Below are 18,589 nucleotides of genomic sequence, written 5' to 3'. Positions count from 1 at the left end.
CGAGGTTCAGGCGGCGCGCGGCAGCGGGCGCGCGACCACCGCCGGGCGGCCGCGGCGGCGGGCCTGGACCGCGCCGCGACGGCGCCGGCGCGGCGCCAAGGCGGCTTCGGCGTCCTGGGCCTGGCCCCAGGACGGCAGGCGGAACCGGTGCAGGGCCCACCAGGCCACGGCCGGCATCGCCACCAGCCACAGCGGCAGCCAGCCGATCGCGCCATGGCTGCCGCGCGCGGCCGGCAGCATCAGCACCAACAGGCTGCCGATGGCCAGGGCGTAACGCAGGGCGGTGTCGAGGTCCGCGCGGACGGCATCGGCGGAACGGTCGGAAGGCGTGCTGACGGTCATGTCCAGGCTCCGGAAAGCGGGCGTAAGTGTCGGTGAGCCCACCATCTCGCCGGCCCGTCTCAGAGGCTGCGATCTTCATACCGCTCATCGGTGCCGCTCATCGGCGCGTCGTCTGTGCGGCACGTCGGCTTTGCGCTGTGCCGGGTCTGGCGGCTGGCCGGCGAATGGCCCGGAGCCACGAACCGAGACCATGGAGGTTCGCTCACGGCCATGGCGGAAGGGCCCCGGCCTCACCCGGCGCAGCACGAGCGTCACGAAAGTGAAGGTCGACCGCGACCGCGCCGCCCGGTTGGATCACGGTCGCGGCTCGCGCCGTTCCTGCCCAAGAGCGGCGGCTCGCGCCGCTCCTGCCCTAGAGCGATCGCGCCCTGACCGAAGCTCAGTAACCGGCCTTGTCGAGCGCCTTCTCGGCTTCTTCGCGGCCCAGCGCGATCAGTTCCTTGGCCCGCCAGAATTCGTAGAACTGGCAGGCGTCGCGCGGAATCCGGATGACCAGTTCCGGCGGGTCCAGGGCCAACTGCACGCGCGCAATCTGCGCCTGCATCATGTCGAGCGAACGCGCCATCAGTTCGCTGAAGCCCAACTCGTGCGGCGGCTGTTCGCCGTTCTGGGCCTCGACGGCGCCGCGCCGGAACCAGCGCATCAGCATCGACGGCTTCGACTCCGCGACCTCGCTGCCCGGCGCCCTGGCGCCGTTCTGCAGCGCCAGCGCGCCAGGCGGCCGCTCCGGCCAGCCGTGCATGTCGACCGCGATCAGGCGGTGCGCATCGGACAGACGCGTGGCCGCGATCGGCAGCGGCGCCAACAGGCCGCCGTCGACGAGTTCGCGACCGTGCAATTCATAAGGCGGGAACACGCCCGGGATGGCGATCGACGCGCGTACCGCGTCCCATAGGTCGCCTTCGCGCAGCCAGACTTCGCGTTGGCGGATCAGGTCGACCGCGACCGCGGTGAACTCGATCTCCAGGTCTTCGATGCGCGGCTCGCCGGTCAGTTCCCGCAGCGCGTGCATCAGGCGCTCGCCGCGGAACAGGCCGGGCTGCCCCAGGCCGGGGTCGAGCAGGCGCAGCATCGCGGTGCGGCTCATGCCGTACAGCCAGTCGCGGTAGACCTCGAGCTTGCCGGCGGCGAACAGGCCGCCGACCAGGGCGCCGCTGGACGAGCCGGCGACCGCGACGATGCGCATCGAACGCGCCTGCAGGGCCTCGATCACCCCGATCTGCGCCAGCCCGCGGGCACCGCCCGCACCGAGCACCAGGGCGACCGGTTCGTCGCGGGAAATATGCGGTGCGTCGGCGCCGGGCATCAGCTGCCGTAGTTGCTCAATGCCAGTTCCAGCATCGACTTGGCCTGCTCGCGCAGCACCACCGGCTCGACGATTTCGGCGTCGCTGCCGTAATGCATCACGTCCATGAGCAATTCGCGCCCGGCGCTGTACGGCACCTTCAGCTCGTAACGCCCGTCGGGCAGGAAACGGCCCTGCTGCTGCGAATGCCAGTGCTCGTCGGCGACCCAGCGCGCGGCCTTGGCGCTGAAGACGATGGTCGCCCAGCCCTTCGGCGCGCCGGAGAAGATGCCGTAGCTCGACGCCAGGTGCTGGTCGAGCTCCTCGTCGGCGACGTCGCGCGCGGCGTCTTCGCCGATCTTGGCCGCGCTGATGCGGTCGACCGAGAAACTGCGCAGCGCATCGCGCTCGTGATCCCAGGCGTCGAGGTACCAGTTTTCGCGGTAATGAGTGAGGCGCTGCGGCGACACGCTGCGGCGGGTGCGCTGGTCGGTCGAGCGCGCCCGGTATTCGAAGGTCAGTTGCTTGCGATCGAGCACCGCGGTGGCGACCGCGCGGAATGCGGTTTCGTCGAGGCGCCGGGTGCGGTGCGGAATCACCCGCACGCGCTCGACCGGCAGGCGGCGACCGCCGGCATGTTCGTCGAGCAGCTTCTCGATGCGCTGCTGCAACGGCGCGAGCGCGTTCGACAACACGCCGCCGCCGCTGCGCATCAGCAATTGCTGCGCGGCCAACAGCGAATGCAGCTCTTCCGAACTCAGCCACAGGCCGGGCAACTCGAAGCGGTCGCCTTCGCTGGTGTCGTAGCGGAAGCCGGCCTCGCCGTTGCCGACCACCGGCGCCATCAGGTAGTCGCGCAGGTAGGCCAGGTCGCGATAGACCGTCGCGCGCGAACACTCCAGATCCTCTTGGAGGCGCTGGACCGTGACCGGATACCGGGCTGCGGTGAGAATCCGGTGCAGTGCGTGGATGCGTTCGATACGTTCCATGTCGGCGATGTCTAGTGGATTCGGTGGGGTCGCAACTAGCATGGCACCGGCCGCTGTCCGGCCGCCACCATCGAACTTGGGGATCGTACGTGATCGAGCCCGCAATATCCGCAACGCCGCCCCCGGCGCCGCGTTTACCCGCGGGCGCCCGGCAGGCCGGAGCACCGCCGGAGCGGGCCACCCAGGCCGCGGCCGGATTCGCCTCGCGCCATCGCGTCTTCACGCCGACATGGGGCCTGCGCACAGTTGCGCGGACGAGGACCCAGCGTCGACAGCTTCGAATGGTCGCCGGCCGGCAGCACCGGCAGCGACTCCCCTCGACCGAATGAGGTTGCGACGACGCCGGTATGGCAACCCGTTGTCGGGACCAGTATCTGGATCGGAGCTCCGGCGGAGTAGTGACATTAGACACCCATGCGGTCGCAACGACTGCGACTGCGCGAGCCCGCCGACAGCCGCGGCCGCAAGCCCGATCACAAGACCTGCACAATGTTGCAGTGCGATGGCGCTACGACGCACAAGCCCGGATTTCGCGCAAGCTCGCGGCGACACGCCCAGGTAGGCACAATGCCGCCATGCGAAAGCACGCTCCCCAAGAGCCAGCCATCGACTTGTCGCCCTCGCCCGGCGACGAGGTCAAGACCACGACCTGTTATATGTGCGCATGCCGTTGCGGCATCAAGGTCTGGCTCAGCGACGGCCGGATCCGTTACATCCAGGGCAACCCCGATCACCCGGTCAACCAGGGCGTGCTGTGCGCCAAGGGTTCGGCCGGCATCATGCAGCACTACTCGCCGGCGCGGCTCGACAAGCCGCTGCTGCGCGTGGGCGAACGCGGCAAGGGCGAGTTCCGCGAGATCGAATGGGACGAGGCGCTGCGCATCGCCGCCGACTGGCTCGCGCCGATCCGCGAACGCAACCCCGACGAATTGGCCTTCTTCACCGGCCGCGACCAGTCGCAGGCGCTGACCGGTTGGTGGGCGCAGCAGTTCGGCACGGTCAACTATGCCGCGCACGGCGGTTTCTGCTCGGTCAACATGGCCGCCGGCGGTCTCTACACCCTGGGCGGTTCGTTCTGGGAGTTCGGCGAGCCCGACTGGGAGCATTCGCGCTATCTGATGCTGTGGGGCGTGGCCGAAGACCACGACTCCAACCCGATCAAGCTCGGGCTCGGCAAACTCAAGGCCAGCGGCGCCAAGATCGTCGCGGTGAACCCGGTGCGCAGCGGCTACGGCGCGATCGCCGACGAATGGATCGGCATCCGCCCCGGCACCGACGGCCTGTTCGCGTTCGCCCTGATCCACGAACTGCTCAAGGCCGACCGCATCGACCTGGACTACCTGGTGCGCTACACCAACGCGCACTGGCTGGTGATCCGCAATCCCGGCGGCGCCGACGATGGCCTGTTCGCGCGCGACGGCGAAGGGCGTGCGCTGTGTTGGGCGCGTGGTTTGCCCGACGCCGCGAGCCAAGGCCGCGCCCTCCCCGCCGACGCGATCGACATCGCGCCGGCCGTGGTCGGCGAATACAGCCTGGCCGACGGCCGCCGCGCAGTGCCGGTGTTCCATCTGGTCGCCGAACGCTACCTCGACCCGCAATACGCACCCGATGCCGTCAGCGAACGTTGCGGGGTTCCCGCCGACACCATCCGCCGTATCGCCCGCGAACTCGCCGAGGCCGCATTCGAACAAGCCATCACCCTGCCGATCGCCTGGACCGACGCCTACGGCCGCCAGCACGCCGAAATGACCGGCCGCCCGGTCAGCATGCACGCCATGCGCGGCATCAGCGCGCACAGCAACGGCTTCCACACCTGCCGCGCGCTGCATGTGCTGCAGTTGCTGCTCGGCGCAGTCGATACGCCGGGCTCGTTCCGCTATCAACCGCCGTTTCCGAAACCGATCCCGCCGCCGAACCGGCCTGGCAAGACGCGCCAGCCCAACGGCGCGCTCGATGCCGCCCCGCTCGGCTTCGTCCACAGCCCCGAGGACCTGGTCGTCGATGCGGACGGCCAGCCGCGCCGTATCGACCACGCGTTTTCCTGGGCCTATCCGCTGTCGGCGCACGGCATGATGCATACCGTGATCCGCAACGCCTGGGCCGGCGATCCCTACAAGATCGACACGCTGATGATGTTCATGGCCAACATGAGCTGGAACTCGGCGATGAACACCGGCGAGACCATCGGTTGGCTCACCGACCGCGGCGAAGACGGCGAGTACCGCATCCCGCGCATCATCTACGCCGATGCCTACGCCTCGGAGATGACCGCCTACGCCGACCTGGTCCTGCCCGACACCACCTATCTGGAGCGCTTCGACGCGATCAGCCTGCTCGACCGGCCGATTTCCGATGCCGACTCGGCCTGCGACGCTATCCGCCATCCCATCGTCGACTCGGCGACTCAGCACCTGGGCAGCGACAAGAAGCCGCGCGACGTGCGCGGCTTCCAATCGGTACTGCTGGAACTCGGCGCGCGCCTGGGCCTGCCCGGCATGGTCCACGACGACGGCAGCCCGCGTTACCGCGACTACGCCGACTACATCGTCCGCCACGAGCGCGCGCCCGGCGTCGGCCTGCTCGCCGGCTGGCGCGGCGAACACGGCGAACTCGAAGCCAAGGGCCCGCCGAACCCGCAGCAGTTGCAGCGCTACATCGATAACGGCGGCTTCTGGCGCAGCCATGTGCCGGAGTCGGCGCGCTACTACAAGATGGCCAATCGCGGCTATCTGGATTGGGCGCAGAAGATGGGCTTCATCGGCCATGCCGACCCGATCGTGCTGCAGTTGTATTCGGAGACGATCCAGAAGTTCCGTCTCGCCGCGCAAGGCCACGGCGCGCAGCAACCGCCGCCGGAGCATCGCGAACGCGTCGCGACCTATTTCGACCCGCTGCCGATCTGGTACGAGCCCTTCGAGGGTGCCCAGGTCGATCAGGTCGACACGAAATTCCCGCTCAGCGCGGTGACCCAGCGGCCGATGTTCATGTACCACGCCTGGGGTTCGCAGAACGCCTGGCTGCGTCAGATCGTCGCTCGCAATTACCTGTATCTGCATCCGGACACCGGCGCGCGCCACGGCATCGCCGACGCCGACTGGATCACCATGGAGTCGCACCACGGCCGCATCACCGTGCAGGCGCGTTTCGCCGCCAACGTCCAGGCCGATACGGTCTGGACCTGGAACGCGATCGGCAAGCGCCGCGGCGCCTGGCGGCTGGACAAGGACGCCCCGGAAGGCCGCAAGGGCTTCCTGATGAACCACCTGATCTCCGACATCACCCCGAAGGGCGACTACGCCAACGCCGACCCGGTGACCGGGCAGGCGGCCTGGTTCGACCTGCGCGTGTCGATCCGCAAGGCCGATGCGGAGCAGAACGCGCGCGGCGAGTCCGAACCGCAGTTCGCTCCGCTGGCGTTCGCCGAAGCCGAACCCGGCCCCCTGCGCTACGGCGCCGAATTCCGTGCACGCCGCGCTCGCCGCGCAGGAGGCGAGCATGAGCAGGATTGAATCGGCGACACGTCGCTGCCGCGTAAACGGCTTCGAAGACATCGTGGAGCATCGCCGATGAGAACCGCGCGCGTGTTCGCCGGCTGGTTGTGCATCGCGCTCGGCTTCGGCTTGGTCGTCCTGCTCGGGCTCGGCGTGCTGGATCCGACTCGCGACGCCGCCGCGCACGCGACCTCGGCCACACCCGTGCTGATCGCGCTGATGCCTAGCGTGGCGATCGGTTTGACCGTATTCGCGCTGGGCCTGTGGTTGCTCGCTACCGGAAACAAGAAACGATGACCGATCTGCCGCCGCCCTCGAAGAAGAAGCTCGGCCTGGTCATCGACCTGGACACCTGCGTCGGCTGCCATGCCTGCGCGGTGAGCTGCAAGGAATGGAATGCCGGCGGTTTCGCTGCGCCGCTGACCGACGAGCGTCCCTACGGCAAGGACCCGTCCGGCATCTGGTTCAACCGCGTGCACAGTTACGAGGTGGCCGCGAGCGAGGCCGCGCCGGCGAGCGCGCGCACCGAGGCGATGGCGTTGGCCGACCCGGTACGCGGCTGCGGCGAAGTCGCGGCGCCGCAACCGGCGATGACCTTGCACTTCCCGCGTTCGTGCCTGCATTGCGAACAGCCCGCCTGCGTGACCGTGTGCCCGACCGGCGCCAGTTACAAGCGCGCCGAAGACGGCATCGTGCTGGTCGACGAAGACAAATGCATCGGCTGCAAGTTGTGCTCCTGGGCCTGCCCCTACGGCGCGCGCGAGTACAGTCCGGTCGAAGGCGTGATGAAGAAATGCACCCTGTGCATCGACCGCATCTACAACGAAAACCTCGACGAGTCCGAACGCCAGCCGGCCTGCGTGCAGGCCTGCCCGACCCGGGCGCGGCATTTCGGCGACCTCGGCGATCCCGAGTCCAAGGTCTCCAAGCTCGTCGCCGAACGCGGCGGCGTCGACCTGATGGCGCAACTGGGCTATCAGCCGACCAACAAATACCTGCCGCCGCGTCCGCGCCGCGCGGCGCCCGCCGAGGCCGCGCCGCCGGCGGAATCCCTGGACACCCAACAGCTGCCGCCGGTGCTGCGTTGGCTGGACCGGATGCTGTCGCGATGACGCCCGCCCTGCCGTACCGGAGCCGGACCTGATGCATCCCGCATTTTCGGTCATTTTCTTCACCACCTTGTCGGGCGCCGGCTACGGCCTGATGGCCTGGCTCGCCGCGGTCGTGCTGATCCAGTTCGGCGGCGGCGATGCGATGCCGCCGCGCACGCTGGCCGTGGCCTTGGCGCTGGCGGTGATCCTGGTCAGCATCGGCCTGCTCAGTTCGACCCTGCACCTGGGCAAGCCGATGCGCGCCTGGCGTGCGTTCTCGCAATGGCGCAGCTCGTGGCTGTCGCGCGAGGGCGTGATGGCGGTGGCGACCTATGTGCCGGCGCTGGTCTTGTTGGCCTGGGCGTTCGCGACGAGCGCACACGCCGGGATCGGTGCAGTCTGGCCGGCTGTCGCTGCGCTCGCCTTGCTGGTCGGTGCAGCGCTCACCGTCGTCTGCACCGCGATGATCTACGCCTCGCTGAAACCCATTCCGGCCTGGCGCCATCGACTGGTGGTACCGGCGTATCTCGCCTTCGCCCTGCTCGCCGGCGCCGCCCTGCTGGCGGCCTTGCCCGGTGCTGCCGGTATCGCCCGCCTCGCGACCTTCGCGCTGATTCCGCTCGCGCTGGTCGCCGCCGCGATCAAGCTCGCGTATTGGCGCGACATCGACCGCACCCCGCTCACCGTCACCCGCGGCGATGCGGTCGGCCTGCCGCAACGCGAACTCGACGTGTTCGAGCGGCCGCATACCGAAGACAACTACCTCACCCGCGAGATGGGCTACGTGCTGGCGCGCAAGCACGGGCGCAAACTGCGCCGGATCGCGCTGGTCTTGTTCGCTGCCGTGCCGGTCGTGCTGGGCCTGATCGCGCTGGCGGCGCCGGCGGCCGCCGCGATCGCGCTGCCGCTCGCGGCCTTGTCGCTGCTGCTCGGGACCTTGGTCGAACGCTGGTTGTTCTTCGCCGAGGCCCGGCACCTGGTGACGTTGTATTACTGAGGCACGGCCGCTCGCGCCCGAAACCCGCCGCGATTCTTCGCAAAGCCCCGCCAGACGGGGCTTTCGCGGCCCTGCAAGCGTTCGCCGACGGGTGAATCGAAGCTATCCCGAGGTGTTCGCGGTCTCGTGCCTGTAACCGGTTTCATGGCATCATCGCAGCCTTCTCAGGCCCCTATCCAAGACGATGCTCGGTGCAATCGGGCTCGCCCTCCTCGGCGCGCCCCTGGTGACATTGCCGACCCCCGCCTTCGGCGGCGACCCGACGCTGATCGCCATTGCGAGCGATCCGGCGCAGATGCGCCTGTACTGTTTTTCGACCCGCTGCGGCGATGAGGAATGGCGGCTCGCCACCTCCGGGCGCGCCAAAGGCCCGGAGATCGACCCGCTCGACCTGCCGCCGCTGCGTACCGTGCTGCTGCCCGGCTCGCAACGCCACGTCGGCGGCGTCAGGGCGCCGGCGACCTCGCGCACCAGCCGCGCCATGTATTCCAACGACTACCGCATCGGCACCCGTTACGGCGTGCAGGCCTTGCGCGACGGCCCAACGCAGGTCGGCCTGAGCTTCGGCGCCGGCTACCGCCTCGCCCCGCTCTACGACGACGGCATCAACCGCCCGGGCACGGTGTTCCGCGGTGAGGTCAGCATCGGCCAGCGCATCGGCGAGCGCGCGCGCTGGAGCCAGCGCGTGCAATTCGAGAGCGGCCACGGCGACACCTTCGTCAAGCAGTCGGTGCGGCTGGACGTGGATTTGTGGCCGTACTGGAAACTCGAAACCGACTTCGCGATTCGCCATGATTCCAATGGTGGGGGCGGTAGTGAGAGTGCGGAGAGTTCGATCGAGTTGATTCGGCGGTTTTGATCTGCGCTCAGTGAATCTTTCGATTGGGCACTAAAGCAAGAGCAGAGCTTCCGTCCACTGACGCGGCCGGGTTACTTTCTTTTGCTGGCCCAAAAGAAAGTTAACCAAAGAAAGGGCCTTCCTTGACGAAGCTCCCCTGCGAGTACGCAGCTGGCACCGGGATTTTTCGATAGGACATCCTTGTCCTATCGAGTCATTCGGTCTAAACGCTGGGCGCACGTCCTGTGCGCCGCCCTCCGGGTCTACGATCGCATCGCGAGTTCGAAACTGCGCCAAGCTTTCACGGCAACGACCGGGGTGGGTCGTCGCTGCTCTTGGGTAGGAGCGGCGCAAGCCGCGACCGCGCGATGACGGTAATGACGCGGCAATCTGGGCAGGTGTTGGTCGCGACTCACGTCGCTCCTGCAGGGATGGCGCCGCCGCAATCTGATTCGTGGCTGTGGCTGTGGCTGTGCGTCGCCTCGCTCTAGCGAAGGCAAAAGAAGACCCGGAGGGCGGCGCGCAGGGATGCGCGCCGCTTTTCATCGGGACAGGGATGTCCCGTATGAAAAATCCCTGCGGAGGCGACGCTCGTGCGGGCTGGTGATTCAAAACAAAGCATTTTTCTTTGGTTTGCACTGACCAGGACCAAGTGCATCACTCTTCATCTGATGACCCGCTTTTTCCTAGGCGGACGGCAAATCAGAAATTCTCGACTGATCAAAGGCTTACTCTGAATCAAGGCCGGTTTACCAGGAAGGAGGTTTAAGCCTTTGATCCGCTTGGGTGATGCACTTGTACCTTGAGAGTGCAGTTACCTTTCTTTTGTTGCTTATGACAAAAGAAAGTAACCCGCCGCTTTAGTGGCGGAAGCTCTTAGCGTTTGATCTTGACCTTGCTTGAGCGAAACGCCGCAAACCCGTTGCAACGCGGTCGCGGCTTGCGCCGCTCCTACTCCAAAACAACGGCGATCGCATTCGATGGGCGTAAAGATCCAACGACAGTCCGTAGCTCCACGGACGTTTCGTAGCTCAACGCCCCGAATCAATCCGCGTCGATGTCCACCAGCGAATCAGCGATGAATTCGCCTGCGCCCTGCTCCAGCAGGCGTTGTGCGACCTCGATGCCGAGGCAGTCGGGGGCGTCGCCTCGGCCTTCGCCGTGGGCGCGCACGGCGCGGCCGTCGCGGGCCGAACCGACTTGGCCGTCGAGGCGCAGGTGTTCGCCGTCCAGGCGCGCATAGGCGGCGACCGGTACGTGGCAGCTGCCGTGCAGGGCGCGGTTCATCGCCCGCTCGGCTTCGACGCAGGTGCGCGTGGCGGCGTGGTCCAGCGCGGCGCAGAACGTGCGCGCGGCGACGTCGTCCTCGCGGCATTCGATCGCGATCGCGCCTTGCGCCGGCGCCGGCAGCCAATACGGCGATTCGAGGCGGGCGCGGATGCGCGCATCGAAACCCAGGCGCTGCAAACCGGCGCAGGCCAGGACGATGGCGTCGTAATCGCCGGCATCGAGCCGGGCCAGTCGGGTATTGACGTTGCCGCGCAGGTCGAGCAATTGCAGGTCCGGACGCAGTGCCCGCAACTGCGCCTGCCGGCGCAACGACGAGGTGCCGACGCGGGCGCCGAGCGGAAGGCCGTCGATGCCGTCGTGGTGGTTGCTGACGAAGGCGTCGGCGTAGTCGGCGCGCTCCAGGATCGCCGGCAGGGCGAAGCCCGGCTCCAGCTCCATCGGCACGTCCTTGAGCGAGTGCACCGCGCAGTCGGCTTCGCCGCGCAGCATCGCCAGTTCCAGCTCCTTGAGGAACAGGCCCTTGCCGCCGATCGCAGCCAGGGAGCGGTCGAGCACCTCGTCGCCGCGGGTGCTCATCGGCACCAGGCTCACCTCGAGCCCCGGATGCGCGGCGCGCAGGCGGTCGGCGACGTGCTCGCTCTGCCACAGGGCAAGCGGGCTCTTACGGGTGGCGATGCGCAGGGTCTTCATCCCGGCATTATCGCCGCTGACGGGGGTCGGCATCAAAAGCCGCCAGGACCACCGCCAGGGCCGGATCGGTTGCGGAATCCGCAACGGGTGGGGCCGGGGGGGGGAAGGCCGTGGCGGCCAGTGATCGAAGGAAGGCCGCCCCTATCCCATCCCAAGCGCCACGACGCAGCCTGCGGTTGCTGTTGCTGTTGCCTTTGCTGTTGCCTTTGCCCTTGCCCTTGCCGTTGCCGTTGCCGTTGCCGTTGCCGTTGCCGTTGCCGTGATGAGCTTGGCGCAGTACCGAACTCGCGAGAACGACCGTGGACCCGGAGGGCGGCGCACAGGACGTGCGCCGTTTTTCGATAGGACAAGGATGTCCTATCGAAAAATCCCGGCGACAGCTGCGTACTCGCAGGGGAGCTTCGTCAAGGAAGGCCTTTTCTTTGGTTAGCTTTCTTTTGGGCCAGCAAAAGAAAGTAACCCGGCCGCGTTAGCGGACGGAAGCTTTAGATGTTGCTTTACCGCCCTGCGGTTAGAGACGCGGCAGCGGACAGCGGCGCGGTCGCGGCTTGCGCCGCTCCTACTCTAAGAGCGCAGCACAACCGAATCCCGAGTCCCTAATCCCTAATCCCTAATCCCTAATCCCTAATCCCTAATCCCGAATCCCGAATCCCGAATCCCGAATCCCGAATCCCGAGTCCCGAGTCCCGAGTCCCGAGTCCCGAGTCCCGAGAAAGCATCACAAATGCTTGAGCGTCTCGCGCAACGCCGCCACGCAGCGGCGACTGACTTCCAGCGGTTGCTTGCCGTGACGCAGCACGGCCTGCACGTGGCCTTCGGAGTCGCGCTTGAGTTCGACGATCTCGTGGCGCGCGACCAGGCAGTTGCGGTGGATGCGCACGAAGCGCTCGCCGAATTCGTCTTCCAGCGACTTCAGCGATTCCTCGATCAGGTCTTCGCCGCGCGCGTGATGGACGATCACGTATTTCTCTTCGGCGTGCAGGTAGTGCACGTCCTCGATCGGGATCAGGCGCAGGCTGCCGCGCAGGCGCGCGCACAGGTGGCTGCGGCTTTGCCCAGGCGCAGTCTCGGTGCCTCCGCCGACATGGCGCTCGCGGCCGGCGGCGAAGGTGCGCACGCGTTCGAGCGCGGCGTCGAGACGCTCGGCCCGCACCGGCTTGACCAGGTAGTCGATCGCCTCGGCCTCGAACGCCGATAACGCGTGGGCGTCGTAGGCGGTGCAGAACACCACCGCCGGGCGCGGCTCGAACGCGGCCAGGTGGCGCGCGGCCTCGAGGCCGTCGATGCCGGGCATGGCGATATCGAGCAGGACCAAGTCCGGCTTGTGCTCGGCGCAGGCGTGCAAGGCATGCTGGCCGTCGGCCGCTTCGGCGACGACCTCCACGTCGTCGCGCTCGGCCAACAGACTGCGCAAGCGCTCGCGCGCCAACGGTTCGTCATCCGCGATCACCACTCTCATGGCCGCCCTCGTCGCTTTCATCGGCTATGCGCCTCCACCCCGGTCGGCACGTGCAGTTCGCACAGATAGTAGCCTTCGTTCCAGCCCGCGGTCATCCGCACCGTCGGCCCGTAGGCATAACGCAGGCGCTGACCGATGCTGCTGTGGGCATGGCGGGCCCCGCTGCGGCCGTCGGCCGGGGGCGGGGCCGGGTTGCGGATGCGCAGCAGCAGCTCGTCGGCGAGCTCGGTCAGCTCGATTTCGATCTCGCCGCCACCCGGCAGCCGGGAGATGCCGTGCAGCACGGCGTTCTCGACCAGGGGCTGCAGGACCAGGCGCGGCAGCGGCATCCGCCACGGCAGCGGCTCGCGCTTGCGCCAGACTACCCGCAGGCGCTCGCCCAGGCGCAGTTGCTCGATCGCCAGGTAGCGCTCGGCCAGCTCGACCTCCTCGGCCAGGCTGGAATCGGACTTGGACGCGCCCAGCGCGGCCCGGAACAGATCCGACAGGTCCAAGACCGCGCGTTCGGCGACCACCGGGTCGCTGCGCACCAGGCCGGCGATGGTGTTCATGCTGTTGAAAAGGAAGTGCGGCTTGATCCGCGCCTGCAGCGCGTCGACCTCGGCGCGGGCGTTGGCGCGGACCTGGGCCTTCCAGCTGTCGTTGACGTAGAGGTAGCGCAAGACCACGCCGACCGCGAGGATCGCCACCGCGGCAGTGCCGCCGACGAAGCGCTGGAACGAGATGCCCGGCGGCACCAGGCCGATGCCGGTGACGCTGTCGATGATGTGGGTGATCGCCGCGACCGCCGCGGCGATCGCCGCCGCCGTCGCGGTGGCGATGAAGCCGCCGAGGCCGGGCGGCAGGCGCGACAGGTGGCGCCGCGACACGCACAGCAGCACCGAGATCGCCAGCGCCAGCCACAGCGCGAAGGCGCTGGAGGAAACGAAGCGGCCGAGGTCCCAGCGGGTGCCGTCGGGCGCCAGCGCCAGCACGATCACGATCAGCTCGGCCATGCTCAGCATGACCACCAGCCGCGGCAGACGGCACAAGTCCGGCAGCCACGGTTCGTGTTCGCCGGCGGACTCGAGCATGGTCAGGGCCGGCTCATGCCGTGGCGGCGAACCGTTGCGACATCCAGTCGCCGAGCGCAGCGATCTCCTCGGCGCAGACCTGGTGCGCCATCGGATAAGCGTGCCAGTCGACCTGGAAACCCAGGCCACGCAGGCGCGCCGCGGCGTGTTCGCCGCCGGCGTAGGGCACCATCGGGTCGTACTGGCCGTGGGCCATGAAGGCCGGTTGGCTCGGCGCGACCGGGGTCGCTTCGGCGACCAGGCGCTCGGGCATCGGCAAATAGCTCGACAGGGCGATCAGTCCGCCCAGCGCTTGCCTGCGCCGCAATGCGGTCGCCAGGGTGATCGCGCCGCCCTGGGAAAAGCCGGCCAGCAGGATGCGCGAGGACGGCACGCCGCGTTCGATCTCGCGCTCGATCAGCGCATCGACCTGCTGCACCGACTCGTCGACGCCGGCCTCGTCGGCGCGCTGGGCCAGATCGCTGATGTCGCGGATGTCGTACCAGGCGCGCATGCGTGCGCCGTTGTTGATCGTCACCGGGCGCACCGGCGCGTGCGGAAACACGAAGCGCAGCGCCGGCCAGTCGCGGCGCAGCAGTTCGGGCACGATCGGGGCGAAGTCGTGGCCGTCGGCGCCGAGGCCGTGCAGCCACAACACGCTCCAGCTCGGCGACGGGCCGGTCTCGCGTTCGACGGTTTCGAGTAAAGCGGGGGGGGCGGAAGTCTCCATCGCCGCATTGTGGCGGCACAGCGCGCGGCCCGCCAAGTTCCCGCCCCGGCGGACGTGTCCGCCGTCGCAATCGCTCGTCGCCGCCGGCCGTGGAATGGCCGGCGGGCCCGCCGCGGCGGGCTTCAGCGCGAAGGCAGGCGGAAGTTGAGGGTGCGGCGGGCCGTGTGCGACTGGCCGCTGGCCTCGAAACGCAGGCGCGCCACCGCCGCCAGCGCGGCGGCGTCGAACACCCCGGCCGGTTCCGAAGACACCAGCCTGGGGGCGCCGACGCGGCCGTCGGGCAGGATCGTGAAGCTGATCTCGACGCTGCCCTCGATCTTGCGGTTCAAGGCCGGCAAGGGATAACGCGGGCTGGCATCGGCGAGCAGGCGCGGCATCGCCGGCGGGCCGGCGTTCGCCGAAGTCGTCGCCGGCAACGCGGCCGGGGTCGCGGCCGAAGCCGCCACCGGCTGCGCCGCCGACACGCTGCCGGTTTTCGCCGCGGCGGCATCGGCGGCGAGCGCGCTGGCGGCCGCATCGGCCTTCATCGCCGCGTTCGCCAACGCCGTATTGGCGGTGCGCGCCGCCTCCCGGCGCGCGGTCAGCACGGTCGCCGCGTCGGTACGCTCGGCCATCAGGCGTTCGGTTTCCTCGCGGGTCTTGCGCTCGCGGGTCGCCTCGGCGACGCGCAGGCCTTCGCGCATGCGCGGCAGCGCCGGCGCCTGCGGGTCCATGCGCGCCAGCAGGTCCAGCAAGCGGCGCGATTCGGCCAGGTCGTCGTCGAGCAAGGCCTGCTCGCCGGCGATCACCACATAGGGCTGCAACTCGTCGAGCGCACCGATCACGTCGATCTGGCCCGGCTCCTTGTCGCGCAAGGCCAGGTAATAGTCGACCGCGCTGTCGCCGGCCGGGGTGTGGATGCGTTGCTCGCGCAGGGCCTGGGCGGCGCGCGCACGCAAACCTTCGATATCGAGCTCGTCCAGCGGCGCCGGCAACTCCAGCGCGGCATCGGCGACCGGTGCCGGCGACGCGGCGCTATGGGGAACTTCGGAACCGCAACCGCCCAGGGCGACGCCCAGGGCCAGACCGGCGATGACGCGCACACCGGCTTTCGACCAACGACCGGCGGGGAACCCACACACCGGTTTCACAACAACCTTCACTGCCAAACCCCCTGTACCGCCACCACCGAATACGTGCGCAGACTAGGCAAACGATATGACGACGCCGAGGCACCGTCATTGCCGATCCTGTCCGGACAACTGCCTGGGTGTCCCTGCCCGTGGTTCCGCAGGTCCGTTGCGCGGCGCGATTATCGCCGCAATCGGCTGCCGCCGCAGAACCGCCCCGGGGCCGCGGCGGCCGGCATTCAGTGGCGGTGCGCTACGGCCGCACATGAACGGCGGCGCCGGGCCTGAAATTGTATAGCGGGCTCGGCGGCTCCTAAGATGCCCGCCATGCCCGGCCCCTCCGCCATCGCAATCGCGTTCCGCTATCTCGTCTTCGGCGTGCTCATCGCCGTGATGCTGGTCAAGCCGACGCTGACCTTCGCGACCGAGATCGGCGAACTCGCCGGGCCGGTCGCGGCGCTGGCGCACGAGCATGCCGCCGCCAGCGGCGACGACGGCGCCGACCCGGACGGCTGCGGCGACGCCCGCTGGCACCTGAGCCACTGCTGCGCCCTGCAAGCGGCGTTGCTGCCGCGCTTCGAGGTCGGTCTGCGCGTGGCCGACCCGGCCGGCCCGGTACCGGCGGTCTCGATCGCATTCGTGCCGACTCCGACCGCAGTCCCGTTCCGCCCACCGATTTTCGCCTGATCCCGATGCCGGCCTGAGCCGGCCGCACGCGTGCGCCCCTGCGGCGCCGCGTCGGCCTGCGCGGGTCTTCGTCGCCGTGCGCTGCGTTCGCCACGGCGTCTTTCGAGATTCAGGAGAACTCCCCATGCGTTTGCGTCCGGCGGCCCTGGCCGTCCTGACGGCCGCGCTGTGCTTTTCGGCACAGGCGCGGCCTCCCCTGGCCGCGGCTTCAAGCCAATCGGCTTCAAGTCAATCCGCTTCGAGCCTGTCCACTTCAAGCCCGTCCGCTCCCAGCCCCGCCGCTTCCAACCCCGCCGGCACCGCACGCGCGGCCTCGGTGTTCACCCTCGACGACGCCTTCGCGCGGATCGGCGACGCCCACCCCGACCTGCGCCTGTTCGGCCGCCAGCGTTCGGTGCTCGAAGCCGAGCGCGACCTCGCCGCGCAGCGGCCGGCCCGGGTCGCCGGCGCCGCGGTCGACAACGTCTTCGGCAGCGGCGCGGTCAGCGGAGTCAAAGGCGCCGAGATCACCCTCAGCCTGGCTTCGGTGTTCGAACGCGGCGGCAAGCTCGACGCGCGCCGCGCCTTCGCCCAGAGCCGCATCGATGCGCTCGCGGTCGATCGCGAGAGCCGCCGTCTCGACCTGTTGGCCGAAACCGCGCGGCGTTACCTCGGCATCGTCGCTGCACAACGCCGGATCGAACTGGCGCAGTTCGACATCGGCCAGCGCAAACGCACCGTCGCCGCCGCGCGCCAGCGCCTGGTCGCCGGCGCGTCGCCGGAGTCGGGCCTGCTGACCGCGCAGGCGGCGCTAGCGCGCGCCGAACTCGATCGCGCACGCAGCGAACAAAGCCTGCTCGCCGCGCGCCAACACCTGGCCGCGCTGTGGGGCGAACGCGACCCGGGTTTCGCCGGGGTCGCCGGCGATCCGTACGCCTTGCCGAAGATCGAAGAAGCCACCGCCTTGGCAGGCTTGCTCGACCGCAGCCCGGAGCTGACCCGGTTCGTCGACGCGCGCCGGATCGGCGAAGCGCGCGTGCGCCTGGCGCAAAGCCAGGCCACGGCCGACATCGATTGGCAGATCGGCATGCGCCGCTTGCAGGACGGCGGCGATACCGCGCTGATCGGCAGCGTGTCGATGCCGCTCGGTGCGCGCAGCCGCGCCGAGCCCGGCATCCGCGGCGCCCAGGCCGAACTGGCGGTGCTCGAAACCGAGCGGGAGGCCAAGGGCTTGTCGTTGTATTCGACCCTGGTCGAAGCGCACGGCCGCTATCGGGTCGGCGCGCTCGAAGTCGTGCGCCTCAAGGACGAGGTCCTGCCGCGCATGAGCCGGGCCGAAAACGCCGCCGAATACGCCTACCGCGCCGGCGCGATCAGCTACCTCGAACTGGCGCTGTTGCAGGCCGACAGCGTGGCCGTGCGCAAACAGCGCCTGGACACCGCGCTCGACGCGCAGTTGGCGCTGATCGAGATCCAGCGCCTCACCGGCGAGTCCTTCGTCGCCCCATCCGCCCCCGCAGGAGCCACCCCATGAAGCCCGAACTGTTGATCGCCGCGGGCCTGTTGGCTCTGACCCTGAGCGCTTGCGGCGGTTCCGCCGAAGCTCCGTCGGCCGATGCCGGCAAGGCCGGCGCCGCCAAACCCGAGGGCACGCATGCCGACGAAGCCGGCGATGCGCACCGCCACGGCGAAGGCGAAGCCGGCCATGGCGAGAAAGGCGAGGCCGAAGAGGAAGCCGAAAGCACGGCGATCCCGGCCGCGATCGCCCAGCGCTCCGGCATCGTCGTCGCCGCCGCCGGCCCCGGCACCATCGCCGACGAACACGAAGTGCAGGGCCTGGTCACGCCGCTGGAAGGCCGCATCGCCAACATCACCGCGCGCTATCCCGGCCCGGTGCGTTCGCTCCGCGCCAACGTCGGCGACCGCGTCAAGGCCGGCCAGACTTTGGCCACGGTCGACAGCAACCTCAGCCTGACCACTTACGCCATCGCCTCGCCGATCACCGGCGTGGTGCTGGCGCGCAACGCCTCGGTCGGCGAAGTCGCGGTCGAAGGCACCACCTTGTTCGAGGTCGCCGACCTGTCGACCCTGTGGGTCGATCTGCACGTGTTCGGCGCCGACGCCTCGCATCTGCGCCCTGGGGTGCCGGTCACGGTCATGCGCATGGGCGAGGAACAAGGCGTGGAAACCACGCTCGACCGCATCCTGCCCGGCACCGCTACCGCCAGCCAGAGCACCGTCGCGCGCGCCTCGATCGCCAACGCCGATGGCCTGTGGCGGCCCGGTTCGGCGGTGCGCGCAAGAGTCACCGTCGAACAGCAACCGGTGTCGCTGGCGGTGCCGCTGACCGCGCTGCAACGCATGGACGAACGCGACGTAGTGTTCGTGCGCGAAGGCGAGCGCTATACCGCCAAACCCGTTCGTGTCGGCCGCCGCGACGCGCGCCGCATGGAAGTGCTGTCCGGCCTGCGTGCCGGCGAACAAGTGGTGGTCGAGCAGAGTTTCCTGATCAAGGCCGACATCGAAAAATCGGGAGCCTCGCATGAGCACTGACACGACG

General features: G+C 68.9%; 16 protein-coding genes. 8 read left to right on the top strand and 8 right to left on the bottom strand.

From position 1 onward, the window contains the following. Nucleotides 1-6: 6 nt before the first annotated feature. The 3 genes from ACTOWK_RS08840 to ACTOWK_RS08830 all read right to left on the bottom strand — a co-directional run bounded on the left by ACTOWK_RS08840 (nt 7) and on the right by ACTOWK_RS08830 (nt 2,616). Nucleotides 7-342, bottom strand: coding sequence for a hypothetical protein (locus ACTOWK_RS08840; RefSeq protein ID WP_441329805.1), 336 nt, complete (start codon nt 340-342; stop codon nt 7-9). A 379-nt stretch (nt 343-721) separates the two neighbouring features. After that, complete coding sequence (locus ACTOWK_RS08835) at nt 722-1,648, bottom strand: patatin-like phospholipase family protein (RefSeq protein ID WP_441329804.1); 927 nt, start codon at nt 1,646-1,648, stop codon at nt 722-724. After that, the gene (locus tag ACTOWK_RS08830; protein ID WP_441329803.1) at nt 1,648-2,616 is read right to left on the bottom strand and encodes a helix-turn-helix transcriptional regulator; all 969 of its coding nucleotides are present in this window, start codon (nt 2,614-2,616) and stop codon (nt 1,648-1,650) included. The genes ACTOWK_RS08835 and ACTOWK_RS08830 overlap by 1 nt, the downstream gene beginning before the upstream one ends. 575 nt (nt 2,617-3,191) lie before the next feature. Between ACTOWK_RS08830 and ACTOWK_RS08825 the strand changes: the two genes are divergently transcribed. From ACTOWK_RS08825 to ACTOWK_RS08805, 5 genes are all read left to right on the top strand, one after another. Beyond that, nucleotides 3,192-6,125 carry a molybdopterin oxidoreductase family protein gene (locus ACTOWK_RS08825; protein ID WP_441329802.1) on the top strand — a complete coding sequence of 978 codons (2,934 nt, stop codon included), beginning with the start codon at nt 3,192-3,194 and terminating at the stop codon, nt 6,123-6,125. 57 nt (nt 6,126-6,182) lie between these two features. After that, nucleotides 6,183-6,404 carry a hypothetical protein gene (locus ACTOWK_RS08820; protein WP_441329801.1) on the top strand — a complete coding sequence of 74 codons (222 nt, stop codon included), beginning with the start codon at nt 6,183-6,185 and terminating at the stop codon, nt 6,402-6,404. Next, nucleotides 6,401-7,219, top strand: a complete 819-nt coding sequence (locus ACTOWK_RS08815; RefSeq protein WP_441329800.1) for a 4Fe-4S dicluster domain-containing protein — start codon at nt 6,401-6,403, stop codon at nt 7,217-7,219. Before ACTOWK_RS08820 ends, ACTOWK_RS08815 begins: the two co-directional genes overlap by 4 nt. A gap of 31 nt (nt 7,220-7,250) precedes the next feature. Next, on the top strand, nt 7,251-8,195 hold the full coding sequence (locus tag ACTOWK_RS08810) for a dimethyl sulfoxide reductase anchor subunit family protein (RefSeq protein WP_441329799.1): 945 nt from the start codon (nt 7,251-7,253) through the stop codon (nt 8,193-8,195). A gap of 226 nt (nt 8,196-8,421) precedes the next feature. After that, on the top strand, nt 8,422-9,054 hold the full coding sequence (locus tag ACTOWK_RS08805) for a DUF481 domain-containing protein (RefSeq protein WP_441329798.1): 633 nt from the start codon (nt 8,422-8,424) through the stop codon (nt 9,052-9,054). 1,023 nt (nt 9,055-10,077) lie between these two features. Here ACTOWK_RS08805 and hemC read toward each other — a convergent pair. The 5 genes from hemC to ACTOWK_RS08780 all read right to left on the bottom strand — a co-directional run bounded on the left by hemC (nt 10,078) and on the right by ACTOWK_RS08780 (nt 15,336). Next, nucleotides 10,078-11,013: a hydroxymethylbilane synthase gene (gene hemC / locus ACTOWK_RS08800; protein ID WP_441329929.1), complete on the bottom strand. Its 936-nt coding sequence runs from the start codon at nt 11,011-11,013 to the stop codon at nt 10,078-10,080. A 718-nt stretch (nt 11,014-11,731) separates the two neighbouring features. Beyond that, nucleotides 11,732-12,472 (bottom strand): LytR/AlgR family response regulator transcription factor, encoded by a 741-nt coding sequence (locus tag ACTOWK_RS08795; protein WP_441329797.1) that lies wholly within the window; start codon nt 12,470-12,472, stop codon nt 11,732-11,734. 17 nt (nt 12,473-12,489) lie between these two features. Further along, complete coding sequence (locus ACTOWK_RS08790) at nt 12,490-13,545, bottom strand: sensor histidine kinase (protein WP_441329796.1); 1,056 nt, start codon at nt 13,543-13,545, stop codon at nt 12,490-12,492. A 13-nt stretch (nt 13,546-13,558) separates the two neighbouring features. Next, nucleotides 13,559-14,254: an alpha/beta hydrolase gene (locus ACTOWK_RS08785; RefSeq protein ID WP_441329795.1), complete on the bottom strand. Its 696-nt coding sequence runs from the start codon at nt 14,252-14,254 to the stop codon at nt 13,559-13,561. A 122-nt stretch (nt 14,255-14,376) separates the two neighbouring features. Further along, a complete protein-coding gene (locus tag ACTOWK_RS08780) occupies nt 14,377-15,336 on the bottom strand; it encodes a TonB family protein (protein ID WP_441329794.1) in 960 nt (319 codons plus the stop codon). 354 nt (nt 15,337-15,690) lie between these two features. On the opposite strand from ACTOWK_RS08780, the gene ACTOWK_RS08775 reads away from it, so the two are divergent. From ACTOWK_RS08775 to ACTOWK_RS08765, 3 genes are all read left to right on the top strand, one after another. Further along, complete coding sequence (locus ACTOWK_RS08775) at nt 15,691-16,050, top strand: hypothetical protein (protein ID WP_441329793.1); 360 nt, start codon at nt 15,691-15,693, stop codon at nt 16,048-16,050. Nucleotides 16,051-16,174: 124 nt separating this feature from the next. Next, the gene (locus ACTOWK_RS08770) at nt 16,175-17,563 is read left to right on the top strand and encodes a TolC family protein (RefSeq protein ID WP_441329792.1); all 1,389 of its coding nucleotides are present in this window, start codon (nt 16,175-16,177) and stop codon (nt 17,561-17,563) included. After that, nucleotides 17,560-18,582, top strand: a complete 1,023-nt coding sequence (locus ACTOWK_RS08765) for an efflux RND transporter periplasmic adaptor subunit (protein WP_441329791.1) — start codon at nt 17,560-17,562, stop codon at nt 18,580-18,582. Before ACTOWK_RS08770 ends, ACTOWK_RS08765 begins: the two co-directional genes overlap by 4 nt. Nucleotides 18,583-18,589 lie beyond the last annotated feature (7 nt).

Source organism: Lysobacter sp. CA196 (genome assembly GCF_052078695.1).
GTDB lineage: Bacteria > Pseudomonadota > Gammaproteobacteria > Xanthomonadales > Xanthomonadaceae > Lysobacter.
Note: the sequence above shows the minus strand (reverse complement) of the source record. Positions and strands in the feature narration are given on the sequence as shown.